This is a genomic window from Pantoea sp. JV6, assembly GCF_025910055.1.
Taxonomy (GTDB): domain Bacteria; phylum Pseudomonadota; class Gammaproteobacteria; order Enterobacterales; family Enterobacteriaceae; genus Pantoea; species Pantoea agglomerans.
On record NZ_JAPCIM010000003.1, the window covers coordinates 380,147 to 394,003 of the forward strand.

12 protein-coding genes are annotated in these 13,857 nt (G+C 57.4%); 9 read left to right on the top strand and 3 right to left on the bottom strand.

Translation table 11 applies throughout. The features are described from left to right. Positions 1-249 precede the first annotated feature (249 nt). The 4 genes from OK412_RS05855 to OK412_RS05870 are packed head-to-tail and all read left to right on the top strand — an operon-like array spanning position 250 to position 3,654. Positions 250-1,140 carry a metal ABC transporter substrate-binding protein gene (locus OK412_RS05855; RefSeq protein ID WP_413629112.1) on the top strand — a complete coding sequence of 297 codons (891 nt, stop codon included), beginning with the start codon at positions 250-252 and terminating at the stop codon, positions 1,138-1,140. Further along, entirely contained in the window at positions 1,137-1,952 is an 816-nt protein-coding gene (locus OK412_RS05860) for a manganese/iron ABC transporter ATP-binding protein (protein WP_031591112.1), read from the top strand. The genes OK412_RS05855 and OK412_RS05860 overlap by 4 nt, the downstream gene beginning before the upstream one ends. 2 nt (positions 1,953-1,954) lie before the next feature. After that, positions 1,955-2,815, top strand: coding sequence for an iron/manganese ABC transporter permease subunit SitC (gene sitC, locus OK412_RS05865; protein ID WP_010246899.1), 861 nt, complete (start codon positions 1,955-1,957; stop codon positions 2,813-2,815). Further along, positions 2,815-3,654, top strand: a complete 840-nt coding sequence (locus OK412_RS05870) for a metal ABC transporter permease (RefSeq protein WP_264352841.1) — start codon at positions 2,815-2,817, stop codon at positions 3,652-3,654. Before sitC ends, OK412_RS05870 begins: the two co-directional genes overlap by 1 nt. Before the next feature lie 20 nt (positions 3,655-3,674). On the opposite strand, the gene OK412_RS05875 is transcribed toward OK412_RS05870, so the two are convergent. After that, positions 3,675-4,568: a LysR family transcriptional regulator gene (locus OK412_RS05875; RefSeq protein WP_264352842.1), complete on the bottom strand. Its 894-nt coding sequence runs from the start codon at positions 4,566-4,568 to the stop codon at positions 3,675-3,677. Positions 4,569-5,007: 439 nt separating this feature from the next. Between OK412_RS05875 and OK412_RS05880 the strand changes: the two genes are divergently transcribed. From OK412_RS05880 to OK412_RS05900, 5 genes are all read left to right on the top strand, one after another. Continuing rightward, positions 5,008-5,496: a (2Fe-2S)-binding protein gene (locus OK412_RS05880; RefSeq protein ID WP_022624540.1), complete on the top strand. Its 489-nt coding sequence runs from the start codon at positions 5,008-5,010 to the stop codon at positions 5,494-5,496. Beyond that, positions 5,493-6,485: an FAD binding domain-containing protein gene (locus OK412_RS05885; protein ID WP_264352843.1), complete on the top strand. Its 993-nt coding sequence runs from the start codon at positions 5,493-5,495 to the stop codon at positions 6,483-6,485. The genes OK412_RS05880 and OK412_RS05885 overlap by 4 nt, the downstream gene beginning before the upstream one ends. Then, positions 6,482-8,866 carry a xanthine dehydrogenase family protein molybdopterin-binding subunit gene (locus OK412_RS05890; RefSeq protein ID WP_264352844.1) on the top strand — a complete coding sequence of 795 codons (2,385 nt, stop codon included), beginning with the start codon at positions 6,482-6,484 and terminating at the stop codon, positions 8,864-8,866. The genes OK412_RS05885 and OK412_RS05890 overlap by 4 nt, the downstream gene beginning before the upstream one ends. 95 nt (positions 8,867-8,961) lie before the next feature. Next, positions 8,962-9,528 (top strand): NTP transferase domain-containing protein, encoded by a 567-nt coding sequence (locus tag OK412_RS05895; RefSeq protein ID WP_264352845.1) that lies wholly within the window; start codon positions 8,962-8,964, stop codon positions 9,526-9,528. After that, positions 9,525-10,508 carry an XdhC family protein gene (locus OK412_RS05900; protein WP_052271321.1) on the top strand — a complete coding sequence of 328 codons (984 nt, stop codon included), beginning with the start codon at positions 9,525-9,527 and terminating at the stop codon, positions 10,506-10,508. The genes OK412_RS05895 and OK412_RS05900 overlap by 4 nt, the downstream gene beginning before the upstream one ends. Here the strand turns inward: OK412_RS05900 and OK412_RS05905 are convergent. Both OK412_RS05905 and OK412_RS05910 read right to left on the bottom strand, forming a co-directional pair. Beyond that, positions 10,497-11,603, bottom strand: coding sequence for an ABC transporter substrate-binding protein (locus tag OK412_RS05905; protein WP_264352909.1), 1,107 nt, complete (start codon positions 11,601-11,603; stop codon positions 10,497-10,499). The two genes, OK412_RS05900 and OK412_RS05905, sit on opposite strands and share 12 nt — an antisense overlap. Before the next feature lie 22 nt (positions 11,604-11,625). Continuing rightward, complete coding sequence (locus OK412_RS05910; RefSeq protein ID WP_264352846.1) at positions 11,626-13,746, bottom strand: TonB-dependent siderophore receptor; 2,121 nt, start codon at positions 13,744-13,746, stop codon at positions 11,626-11,628. Positions 13,747-13,857 lie beyond the last annotated feature (111 nt).

Here is a 13,857-nt window from a genome sequence, read left to right on the forward strand (position 1 = left end):
AAACCCGGTTATAGCTATACATCACGCTTTCCATAAACTTTCCATCAATGAAATTAACTTTTTACATATCAATAAGTAAAACACCTAGCTTACAAAACTTCACATTCGGGCCCGGACGCTGAAGAAACTTCACAACCCTTCGCTGTTACAAAGGTATAGCCTGTGCTATAAAAAATAGCCTATGCTAATTATGTTCTGTTTTTAATCACCTCTGGAGATCGCCCTATGGTCCCGAAAAGAAAAATAACCATGATGCTACTGAGTGCGCTACTGACAACCCTGATGGCGACCAGCAGCTATGCAGCAGAAAAATTTAAGGTAGTGACGACGTTTACGGTCATCGCTGACATGGTAAAGAACGTGGCGGGCGATGCGGCCGAAGTCACTTCCATTACCAAACCGGGTGCTGAAATACACGAATATCAGCCGACGCCCGGCGATATCAAACGGGCGCAGGGTGCGCAGTTAATCATGGCGAACGGTCTTAATCTCGAACGATGGTTTGAGCGTTTTTATCAGCATCTGGATGGGGTGCCGGAAGTGATTGTCTCTGCCGGGGTAAAACCGATTGGTATCGGCGAGGGGCCTTACAACGGTAAACCGAATCCGCACGCCTGGATGTCACCGGACAATGCGTTGATCTATGTCGATAATATCCGTGATGCGCTGGTGAAATATGACCCGGCGCATGCGGAAACCTATCGTCAGAACGCAGCTGCCTATAAACAAAAAATCACCGCAGCGCTGGATCCGCTTCGCCAGCAGATTGCCGACATCCCGGAGGATAAACGCTGGATGGTGACCAGCGAAGGCGCATTCTCCTATCTGGCTCGCGACCTGGGTATGAAAGAACTCTACCTGTGGCCTGTAAATGCTGATCAGCAAGGCACGCCGCAACAGGTGAGAAAAGTGATCGACCAGGTGAAGAAAAATGCTATTCCGGCGGTGTTCAGTGAAAGCACCGTGTCGGATAAGCCAGCCCGTCAGGTCGCACAGGAAACGGGTGCGCATTACGGTGGGGTGCTTTACGTTGACTCCTTAAGCAACGCTCAGGGACCGGTGCCGACCTATCTGGATTTGCTCAGAGTCACCACTGAGACGCTGGCGCAGGGCATTAAAGCGGGAGAGAAAGCGCAATGACAGACACCATCGTTGTTTCGGATGTCACCGTGACCTATCGCAACGGTCACACCGCGTTGCATGATGCCAGCTTCAGCGTGCCGGGTGGATCGATTGCGGCGCTGGTGGGTGTGAATGGCTCCGGCAAGTCAACCCTGTTCAAAGCGCTGATGGGCTTTGTCCGGCTCGCCAGCGGCAGCATCTCGGTGCTCGGCATGCCAACTCGTGAAGCACTGCGTCAGAGTCTGGTGGCGTATGTGCCGCAGTCGGAAGAGGTAGACTGGTCTTTTCCGGTGCTGGTGGAGGATGTGGTAATGATGGGTCGCTACGGTCATATGGGCCTGCTGCGTCGACCCAAACCACACGACCAGCAGATTGTCAGTGATGCGCTGGCGCGGGTCGATATGCTGGATTACCGCCATCGGCAAATCGGTGAACTCTCCGGCGGACAGAAAAAAAGGGTATTTCTGGCGCGCGCCATTGCTCAGCAGGGCAGCGTTATCCTGCTGGATGAGCCGTTTACCGGCGTGGACGTTCAGACTGAGGCCAGAATCATCAGCCTGCTGGGTGAGCTGCGCGATGAAGGCAAGACGATGCTGGTCTCAACGCATAATCTGGGATCGGTCACGGAGTTCTGCGATTACACCGTGATGGTCAAAGGCACCATTCTGGCCAGCGGCCCGACCCGCACCACCTTTACCGCCGCCAACCTTGAGCGCGCGTTCAGTGGGGTGCTGCGTCATGTAATGGTGAAAGGGCTGGACGATCAGATTATCACCGACGATGAGCGGCCTTTTATTGCGCCACGTACGGCACCTGAAGACGGGAACTGACCATGGAACTGTTACTGGAGCCTTTTGGTTATCACTACATGCTCAACGCGATGTGGGTCTCCGCCATGGTCGGCGGCCTGTGTGCGTTTCTCTCCTGCTATCTGATGCTTAAAGGCTGGTCGCTGATTGGCGATGCGCTGTCGCACTCCATCGTGCCGGGCGTAGCGGGTGCTTACATGCTGGGACTGCCCTTTGCGCTGGGCGCGTTTCTCTCAGGTGGGCTGGCGGCGGGCAGTATGCTGTTACTCAATCAGCGCACCCGCTTAAAAGAAGATGCAATCATCGGCCTGATCTTCTCCTCCTTCTTTGGGCTGGGTCTGTTTATGGTGTCGCTCAATCCGACCGCGGTAAACATTCAGACCATTGTGCTCGGCAATATTCTGGCGATTGCGCCCGCGGATATACTCCAGCTGGCGCTGATTGGCGGGCTGTCGATCATCATTCTGCTGTTTAAGTGGAAGGATCTGATGGTTACCTTCTTTGATGAGAATCACGCGCGCGCTATCGGACTGCGCCCTGAACGACTGAAGGTCCTCTTCTTTACCCTGCTGGCAGTCTCAACCGTGGCGGCGCTGCAAACCGTCGGTGCATTTCTGGTGATCTGTCTGGTGGTGACGCCAGGCGCGACGGCCTGGATGCTCACCGACCGCTTCCCGCGTCTGCTGATGATTGCCGTAGCGATTGGAAGTATCACCAGTTTTCTCGGTGCGTGGGCGAGTTACTACCTGGATGGCGCAACGGGCGGCATCATCGTGGTGGCGCAGACGTTGCTGTTCCTGCTGGCGTTTGTTTTTGCGCCCAAACATGGCTTGCTGGCTAACCGGCGTCGTGGCCGCCATCGTCCCGAAAAGGAGCCTGGCTGATGTGGATCTTTGAACCTTTCCAGTTCGCTTTTATGAACAGCGCGTTGCTGATTGCGCTGGTGGTGGCGATTCCCTGTGCGCTGCTGTCGGTCTTTCTGGTACTGAAAGGCTGGGCGCTGATGGGCGATGCCATGAGCCATGCGGTATTCCCTGGCATCGTCCTCGCCTGGATGGCCGGGCTGCCGCTGGCGGTGGGCGCGTTTGTCGCCGGTCTGTTCTGTGCCGTTGCCAGTGGATTTGTGCAGGACAACAGTCGTATCAAGCAGGATACGGTGCTGGGAATCGTCTTTTCCGGCATGTTCGCGGTGGGATTGATCCTCTATATAGCCGTGAAGCCGGAGGTGCATCTTGATCACATTCTGTTTGGTGACATGCTCGGCATTACGGGCGCTGACATAATTCAGACCTCGCTTATCGCAGCGGTGATCGTTGGGGTCATTGCGGTGAAATGGCGTGATTTTATGCTATTCAGTTTTGATCCACAGCAGGCGCAGGTCTCTGGCTTACCCGCACGCTGGCTGCATTATGGGCTGCTCTGCATGGTCTCGCTGACCATTGTGGCGACGCTGAAAGCAGTAGGGATCATCCTGTCGATTTCCCTGCTGATCGCGCCCGGTGCTATCGCAGTTCTGCTCACCCGACGCTTTTCACATGCGCTGCTGGTGGCGGTCATGGTGTCGGTGCTGGTGTCGCTGAGCGGGGTCTATCTCTCGTTCTTTATCGACAGCGCGCCAGCACCCACGATCGTGGTGCTGTTTGCACTGGTATTTATTGTGGCGATGGTGATTTCAGGTCGCAAAACGCGGCAGCTTGAACGCCAGCGGCTTAATGCCAGCTGACTGGCTATCGCTGCTTTCTCTTAACCGCGATAGCGCACCGCTTCAATCAAACGTGTAAAGGCGCTGGTGTGCTGTCTGCGGCTGGGATAGTAAAGATAATAACCCGGAAAAGGCTCACACCAGTCAGCCAAAACCTGAACCAGACGGCCACTTTTAAGGTGTTCCGCAACGCTATCCTGCGGCACATAGCAGATCCCCATCCCGCTCAGTGCCGCATCAATGCGCGACGCGAGATGATTAAAAATTAACTGACCCTGCGTTTTGACCCTGATCTCCTTGCCATCACGCATAAACTCCCAGTTATAGAGGCCACCCAGCGTCGGCAGCCGCAGGTTGATGCAGTTATGATGCTGTAAATCATAGGGAGTCTCAGGTCTGCCGTGCTGATCAAAATAGCTGCTGGCTGCCACCACGCACATATTCCAGTCCGGCCCGATGCGCACCGCCACCATATCCTTTTCGACCTGCTCACCCAGTCGCACGCCCGCATCGAAACGGCCGCTGACAATATCGGTCAGACTGTTATCCACCGACACTTCAACATGGACATCGGGGTATTGCTGAAGAAAGGGCCTGAGCAGCGGCCAGAGTGTAGAGGTGAGCGCATGTTCGCCTGCGGTGATACGAATGTTGCCGGAGATTTTACCCTGACTGTCAGTGACATTGACCAGTTCAGACTCAATCTCGCTGAACAGCGGGGCGAGGGTAGTGATCAGCCGTTCACCGGCTTCTGTCGGGGCAACGCTGCGTGTAGTGCGCGTCAGCAACCGGACGCTAAGACGCTCTTCAAGAGCGCGAATCGCGTGGCTCAGTGCCGACTGCGACACACCCAGCTTTGCCGCTGCCCGGGTGAAGCTGCGCTCTTCTGCTACCACCAACAGATAGATCAGATCGTTAAAATTTTCTTTCAGCATAGGCCCTCTGACCTGTTTGATCGGTTATCCCGGTCGGGACAGGCCGATTTATCGACGTTAACTGCGGCTTCGCTACCCGACCTGCTATCAGACCCGAAATAGTCTTTCAGGGTTGCACATTTCGCGGCAGGATTAATGAGGCGCACAGATAAACCCTATGAACCACGGCTATAAAAGCTTTTTTCAATAAAATTAATAAAATCATTTAGATGAGCGTTGTATGAGCACGTATTTATCCTGATTCAACCTTGCTCCGCCATTCAGATAACACTTACTTTTCCCGGCTTGCCCGCAAAATTGCCAAAAAGCTGCTAAACCTTAAAGCAGAGATACGCGCGTAAAGATTAGGGTTATCACGATTTTCCCCCGATTCGAACCCCGTCAGAAATAAACCTAAAAAAAATTACATCTTTTGGCCCCCAACAATGGGAAGCAGACAATGTCGGAAAAAATATCGCTAACAATGCAGGTTAATGGTCAGTCGCAGCAGATGCAGGTCGATCCCCGTGTCACCCTGCTTGATGCGCTGCGTGAGCATCTTAACCTGACCGGCACCAAAAAAGGGTGCGATCAGGGGCAGTGCGGTGCCTGCACGGTACTGATTAATGGCCAGCGGGTGCTGAGTTGCCTGACGCTGGCGGCTCAGGCGGATGGCGCCGAAGTGACCAGCATTGAAGGGCTAGCCTCCACCGAAGGTGAACTGCACCCGGTGCAGCGCTGCTTTATGGAGAATGACGCCTTCCAGTGTGGCTACTGTACACCGGGTCAGATTATGTCCGCCGTCGCCTGCATCAAAGAGGGCCATGCGGGTTCAGAAGATGAGATCCGTGAGTATATGAGCGGCAACCTTTGCCGTTGTGGAGCATATCCGCACATTGTGGATGCGATTAAACAGGCCGCAGCAGAGATGGCGAAGGAGTCCGCATGAATGAATTCAGCTGGAAAGTCGCGCAGTCGCCTGAGGAAGCCGCAGCCCTGAAACAGCAGTCTGGCAGCCAGTTTCTGGCAGGTGGCACCACACAACTCGATCTGATGAAGTGTGGGGTCTTCACGCCGCCGCAGCTCATCGGCATCACTGGATTGACCGGGCTTAAAAACCTGGAGTTTGACGACGATAAGATCACGGCCGGCGCGCTGGTCACCATGAGCGGCCTGGCGGATCATCCCGCCTGCCAGCAGAACGCGCCAGCCATCTACGGCAGCCTGTGGCAGGCCGCGTCACCGCAGATTCGTAACATGGCCACGCTGGGCGGTAATTTACGCCAGCGTACCCGTTGCGCCTATTACCGTGATCCGGCGACCTTTTCCGCCTGCAACAAACGCAATCCGGGTTCCGGCTGCGCCGCACTGGATGGCGTTAACAGCAATCATGCCATCCTGGGCGCCAGCGACAGCTGCATCGCGGTCTATCCCGGCGATCTGGCGGTGGCGCTGGTGGCGTTTGACGCCATCGTGGTCCTGCAGAATCAGCAGGGCGAAACCCGTCGCATCGCGATTGATGATTTCTTCCTGCTGCCGGGTGACACACCTGATCGTGAGCACGATCTGCGCGATGACGAAATTATTGTGGCCATTGAAGTGCCGCAAACCGAGTCACTGCGGCACTCACACTACCTTAAAGTCCGTGACCGCAGCTCTTATGAGTTTGCTGCAGCCAGCGCGGCCGCAGGCTTCACGCTGGAGAACGGCGTGATGCGTCAGGTCCATATTGCGCTGGGCGGCGTCGCCACCAAACCCTGGCGGGTCAGGTCGGTGGAGCAGGCGCTGGAGGGCCAGCCGTTTAATGAAGAGACGGTCTTCCAGGCGGCAGAACGGATTATTCAGGAGACGCAGGCGCTGACCCACAACGCCTATAAAGTAAAACTGGCGCCGCGTGTGATTGCACGTGCGCTGATGGCAGCAGGAGAAACCGCATGAGTGACGTAAATGACAAATCACGTCGGGAGTTACTGAAGGCGACGGCGGCGATCTCAGCGGCGGGCAGCCTGGGGCTGAGTATGCAAAGCGCCAGTGCCAGCGATACTGCCACGGCGGAACCAGAAACCACCGATCCGATTGAGGGACTGGGCGCCGGGCGCTCGCGGGGTGACGGCAAAGTAAAAGTCACCGGTGAGGCGCGGTATGCGGTAGAACATCAGCCGGAAAATCCGCTCTATGGCGTGGTGATCCAGTCTACTGTTGCCAGCGGCCGTATCAGCCGGATGTCGACGGAAAAGGCGCAGCAGGCCTCGGGAGTGGTGGCGGTTTATACCCATCTGAATAGCCTGAAGATCAACAAACCTACCGCGATTGCAGACGGCGGCGCGGCGCAGTCAACCTATACCCCGATTCAGGACGATGTGATTATTCACAACGGCCAGAACATCGGTCTGGTGGTGGCAGAGACGTTTGAGCAGGCAACTTATGCCGCCTCGCTGGTGGAGATCGACTATGAAACCTCGCCCGCACTGATTTTTGCCACCGATGAGGGTGTCGAACCGAAACCGGTATCGAAACAGGATATCGATATGGGCGATGCACAGGCGGCGATGCAGCAGGCCGAGGTGCGTCTGAGCCAGCGCTATACCACGCCGCGCGAATACAACATGCCGATGGAACCGCACGCCTGTGTCGCTGAGTGGCTGGATGGACGCATTACCGTCTGGGAGCCAAGTCAGTGGGTGGCAGGCGCGCAGGTGGAAATCGCCGAGTGGATGGGCATTGACGTTGAAGATGTGCGGATCATTTCGCCCTATGTCGGCGGGGGATTTGGGTCCAAGCCGGTGCCTTACACCCACGTCGCACTGGCCAGTGTGGCGTCGCGGGCGCTAAAGCGTCCGATCAAAGTGTCGCTGACCCGACCGCAGACCTTTACCGGTCTGGGCGGACGTCCCGCCACCTCGCAGCAGCTGGAACTAGGTGCCTCGCGTGACGGCAAAATCCAGGCGATTATCCAGCGCAGTTTCAGTGAAACCTCATTAATCGATGTATTTGCTGAGAACTGCAGCAAAGTCACCGCCCGCATGTATGCGGTGGGCAACGTCTCCGCCCAGCATCAGGTCAGGCCGATCAATACCGTGACGCCAGGCTGGATGCGGGCGCCAGGCGAAAACCCCAGCGCCTTTGGTCTTGAAGTGGCGATGGATGAGATGGCCTATGCCCTGAATATCGATCCGCTGGAGTTGCGTCTGCGCAACTGGGCGGACAAAGATTATCAGCTCGATCTGCCGTGGAGTTCGCGTCGCCTGAAAGAAGCCTATCAGAAAGGGGCTGAAGCCTTTGGCTGGGATAAGCGCATTATGACGCCGCGGTCGATGCGCGAAGGGCGTGAGCTGATTGGCTGGGGCATGGCCTCTGGCACCTATCCGGTCAACAAACTGCCGGCTGAGGCAAAAATCATCCTGACGCCACAGGGTAAATTTGTGGTGCAGTGCGCCGGTGCGGATATCGGCACCGGGACCTATACCATCCTGGCGCAGACCGCTGCCGACATTCTTGGCGTCGCCTCTGCCACCATCGAGGTTCAGCTGGGTGATACCGAGCTGCCGCGTGCCGGTGTCGCAGGTGGATCGCAGCTGGCGGGCAACGTGACCGCGGCGGTGAACGATACCGCCAGACGAATGCGCGACCAGCTGCTGAAACTCGCCAGCGAGCTACCACAGTCGCCACTGAATGGCACTCCGGCATCTCAGCTCACGCTGAAAGGCGACGGGGTTCAGCATAATCTGCGCAGCGGTCTGGCGGTCTCATTTGCCCGGCTGGCAAGCCTGGCACCGGCGGAGAGTCTGACGGTGAAAGGCGGCACTTTCCCGGACGATCTGTCACAGAGCGAGCGCGACAAGATGGTGCGCAACCTTAATGACATGAGCCGCCCTGAAAAATTCTCGGCCCACAGCTGGAGCGCGCAGTTTGTGGAAGTGCGGGTCGATGAAGATTTCGGCACTATCCGGGTCAAACGGATGGTGGCGGCGCTCGACAGCGGTCGTCTCTACAACCCTAAACTGGCGCGCAGCCAGTGGATTGGCGGCATGATCATGGGCGTCGGTCAGGCGCTGATGGAAGAGGGCATCGTCGATCCGCGCAATGGTCGGGTGATCAACAACAACCTGGCCGACTATCTGGTGCCGGTTAACGGAGACATTCCGAGCATTACCACCATCAACGTTGGCGAGCCCGATTTTGAGGCAACCACCATGGGCGGTAAAGCCGTGGGTGAGCTGGGTATCGTGGGCGTGGCGGCAGCCATCAGTAATGCGGTGTTCCATGCCACCGGTAAGCGGGTGCGCGACTTACCTATTACTCTCGATAAGATTATCTGAGCCTGTTCCTGACCTGCTGCCAGCAGGTCGATGTGAGGATATGCGGGCGCGGGCTGAAACCTGCGCCCGTTTTTCACGCTTAGCGGAGAGAAAGAGTGAAGATAGCGTTGATTGTGCTGGCCGCCGGGCTGAGTCGCCGTTTTCGCCAGCAGGCGGGCGGGCATAAGCTGCTGGCCGACCTGGATGGCAAACCGGTGCTGCAACGCACGCTGGAGCAGGCCGCTGCCAGTGGTCTTGACCTGTTTGTGGTCACGCGCCCGGACGCCGCTGCGCTTAAGGCGCTCTGCTCGCAGGCTACCCTGGTGCTGTGTGACAGCGGCGGGCTGGGCGAATCAATCGCCGCAGGTGTCAAAGCCAGCCGTGACTATGACGGCTGGCTGATTGCGCTGGGCGATATGCCGTTTGTCACGCCTGAAAGTTACCGCGCCGTCAGCGCTGCGCTGGCTTACGCGCCGATCGTCAGGCCGTGGATTGACGGCAGGCCGGGCCATCCGGTGGGCTTTCAGAACCCCTGCTACCCGATGCTGAGCACGCTACAGGGCGATGCCGGGCCGCAGGCGGCGGTGAAGTCACTCGCCGTCCGGTTGCCGCATCAGGATCGCGGCTGTTTGTGTGATATCGATCTCCCTGCCGATCTGCAGTTAATAAAGGAATTTTCATGATTACGCTGGATCAACGTGTGATTAATGCGGCACTGAGCAGCTGCCAGGCGGGTCAGCAGGTCTGGCTCTGCACGGTGCTGCGCACCTATGGATCTTCGCCGCGGGCCCCTGGCACCCTGATGACGGTCAACGAAACGGGTGCTTACTGCGGATCGCTGTCGGGCGGCTGCATTGAAGAGGACTTTCTGGCGCAACTGGCGGCAGGAGCCTATCGCGCCAGCAGTCAGCGGGTGCGGTACGGTGAAGGCGGAATGCGTCCTGACGTCAGCCTGCCGTGCGGCGGCAGCCTGGAGATCGTCATCGAGTTTCTGCCGCCCGATGATGCCACGCTGGCGCTGCTGACGGCCATGCAGCGCGCGCTGAGCGGACAGCAGCCGATGGTGAAAATGATACGACCCGGCGAACGTGCGCAGTGGGAAGTGCTCGCCCCTGACAGGGTGTTGCCTGCGCTGGATGCCAGTGAGCAGCAGATGTTACTGCCGGTTGGCGCGATACCGGAACTGCTGATCGCGGGCTACTCGACTGTGGCATATGAGTGCATCCGGCTCGGGCAGATGCTGGGTTTTCATGTGCGGGTCTGTGAGCACCGACCGGAGATGCTGACGGAGCTGGAGAGCCACTTCAGTGCTGCGGACAACGTGACGCTGGTGTCACAGCATCCGGCGCGCTGGCTGGAGCTGAACGGGGCGCATGCAGCGGTGGCGATTGTGGCACTGACCCACGATCCCCGCATTGATGACCTGACGATGATGGAGGCGATCGCGACACCCGCGTTCTATATCGGCATCATGGGCTCGGCGAAAAACAGCGAGAAAAGACGTACGCGACTGCAACAGATCGCCGGCATGGATCGTGCCGAACTGGACCGCATCCATGCGCCCATCGGCCTGCCTATCGGCAGCAAAACCCCGGCGGAGATTGCGCTGTCGGTGATGGCCGATATCGTCCGGGTGAAAAATCGCGGGCTATCAGCCGCCTGATCCCGGCGTCGCCTCCGGTGCGAGCCGATAGAGGTAGCTGCCTGAATAGGGGATGGGCAGGAAATCACGGAACAGCTGCCGCAATGTCTGTTCAGGATCGACATCGCGGAACAGTTGCGGATAGAGCGTGGTGGCGAAGAACTCTGTCGCTACCACGTGCCACGGACTGAGGTAAAAGTTGTGCCAGATTGCCCCGGCATGACCGTCCCGCAATGCCGTCAGCTGCTTCAGCGCATTCTGCTGACCGGTCAGCGCCAGCAGGCTCTGCCGGGTCTGCGCTGTTGTGACGGCGGGGCCGAGTTTTAAGGCTCCCGCTTCATCGGCGCTGCCGGTGCCGGTGGCGAAGTAAAAGTCGGGCTGTGCCGCAATCACACTCTCCTCACTCAGCCGTCCGAACACGCCTTTGATCTGCTGACTGGCAATGTTGTCGCCCCCGGCAAAGCGCAGCAGCTCACCCAGGTTGCCATTCACCGACGTCACGCAGCATTCACTGCGCCGCCCGAGATGCAGCTGCAAAAGAACTTTAGGTTTAGCACCGTGATAGCCCGCCAGTCGGCTCTCAATGCGCTGCATGTGGCTGCGGTAAAAGCGATTGAAGTCAGCAGCCCGCTGGGGCTGATTCAGCACCTCGCCCAGCAGGGTCATGCTGCGCTCGGTATTTTTCAGCAGCTCAACCCGCAGATCGAGCTTCACCACCGGGATATGCGCCGCGCTGAGCATCTTCTCCAGCACTGCTCCGCTTTCACTGCCGCGCGCCAGCTGCGGCAGGATCACCAGGTCCGGTTTCAGTGCGATCACCTGTTCGGGATTCATGTCATTGACGCCATCCAGACCCAGTACCGGAATGTCCTCCATCTGCGGAAACTTACTGGCAAAAATCTGCCAGGTCTGGGGATCATACTTTTTCAGATCCTGTGGCCAGCCAGCGATATGCTGCAGCGGATTGCCGGGCATCAGCAGCGCGACGCTGTAGAGCATCCGGCTTTCACCCAGCACAATACGCTGCGGATGGTCGGGTATCTCTACCTTACGGCCGGTGATGTCGGTCAGCGTGCGGGCGTGTGCGCCAGCGCTGACCAGTATCACACTCAGCATTAATAACGCACAGCGCAGCGATTTAAAATTCAACACGGGCCTGTACCATCAGGTTGCGGGTTTCACCTTCACGGACGCGCAGGTTGCCGCCGCTTGAACTGTAATAGTGCTGGTTAAACAGGTTATTGATGTTCAGACGCAGCTGCGTTTTTTCACCGAACAGGCGGTTGTTCCATGCCACAAAACTGTCTGCCACCACATAGTCGGGCAGGGTGAAACTGTTATCGGGATCGCCCGCACGGCTGCCGACATAGCGAGCACCACCACCGAGCCGGAACGAGCCGGGCAGGCTGCTGATCTGCATCTCATGACTGAGATAGAGCGCACCGGCATGGCGCGGCGCATTCTGCAGACGATTGCCATTGTTATCCGGATTAACCCGGTCATTAACGATCTCTGCCTGATCATAGCTGTAGTTCGCACTTAAATCCCAGCCGGGTGCAATTTCGCCGTTCAGCTCAAACTCAGCGCCGGTCGATCGGGCTTTATCAATGGCCCGCGTGCTGCCATTAATATTCAGCGACATCGCTTTTTCGTCTATCCGATAGAGCGCGACGGTGGCGAACAGTTTCGGCGAGAGTTGCCATTTACTGCCAACTTCCCAGCTGGTGCCCTGTTCCGGTTTGCCGACATTGCCATCATCATCCACGTCGGTTGACGGCGTAAACGACTTGCTGACGCTGGTGTAGAAAGAGAGGTCAGGTGTGAATTTGTAGATCACCCCCGTCTGCGGCAGAAACTTATTACCCTCATCATTCAGGGTTTCCACCTGCGGATTAAATCCGCGCGAGGCGCGCTGTTCATAATGCTGATAACGACCGCCCAGCACCACAATCCAGTCGGGTGACAGAGAAATGCTGTCTTTGGCGTAGAGCGACCGGCTATGAATGCGGTTCAGGTTATTGGCGGCTGCGCTATTTTCCGTGCTGGCGTCCGTGACCGGTGACAGCAGGTCATATTCAGGCGAGTAATAGTTGAACTGGCGGTTGACCTTGCCCTGATACTGATGGGCACGATAAGTCTGGTTCATCTCATAGTCGGTGCCCACCACCAGCGCATGCTGCATACCCAGAATTTCGGGATTACCCAGCAGATCCCAGCTCAGATATTTGGTTTTGTGGTTAAACCCGCGATTGGCATCGGCGCGACGTGTGACCACGCCGCTGCTGGCGTTCACCGCCGTCACGCGCACTTCATTGTTGTCATAGCGCCGCTGGTTCCAGCCCAGGGTTAACCGGGTGCGCCACTCATCATTAAACTGCCAGTCATAATGAGCATTCAGGGTTTTGTTATGGCCCCAGGCGTGATTGGCTTTGTCATCCAGCCGATCTTTATAACCGATGTCGATTGGCTTGCCGTCGATAAAGGCCGTGCCGCGATCGTAGGGAATGTCATAGCGGTAGTCGGCATAGCTGATCAGAAAACTTGCCTGCTCGCCATACCATTGCAGAGAGGGTGCCAGCAGTGTGTGCTCTTCACTGCCAAAGTTGCGCCAGTAATCCTGATTTTGCTTTTCGGCGATCAGGCGGAAGGCGAAGCCGTTGCCCAGCGGACCGGTGACATCCAGGGTGCCCGCACCGCCACCTTCACTGGCGTAACGTCCGCTGACGCTGGAGTGCCAGCTGTATTGCGGCTTTTTGCTGACTACATTGATAATGCCGCCCGGATTCTGAATGCCATACAGCAGCGAGGAGGAGCCTTTCAGCACCTCAACCCACTCGGTCGTGGCATCGAAATTCAATCCCTGACTGCTGCGGATGCCATCCCGGTAGATGGAGCCATCGGCGTTGCTGCCAAATCCGCGTCGTACAAAGCCATCTTCGGTGCCAGCCAGCGTGTTCGCTTCGGTCACACCGCTGACGAAGCGCATCGCATCCGCCAGTGAGCTTGCCTGGTAATCGTCCAGTTGCTGCTGCGTGACCACGCTGACCGACTGCGCCTCATCGATCCGCGCGGTCGGCATTTTACTGGCAACGCTACTCTGGCTGGCGCTGTAATTTCCCTCTGAACTGGCATCCGCGGTCACGGTCATATCCGGGGCGCTGTCGGTTGCTGCATTGACCTGTGGCAGCATGATGCTGCTGCAGATCGCCACGACCAGAGCGGGGTGCCGGGCCGGATATCGTGAGTCTTTGTTTTTCATTTTTCTTTTCGTATCTGAAGCAAAGGACCTGACGACTGACAATCTGTCTGTCTTGCAGGTCTACCCTGGAGGTGTTCTGCAATATGCAGCGTTTAAACAGAGGAGATCAGT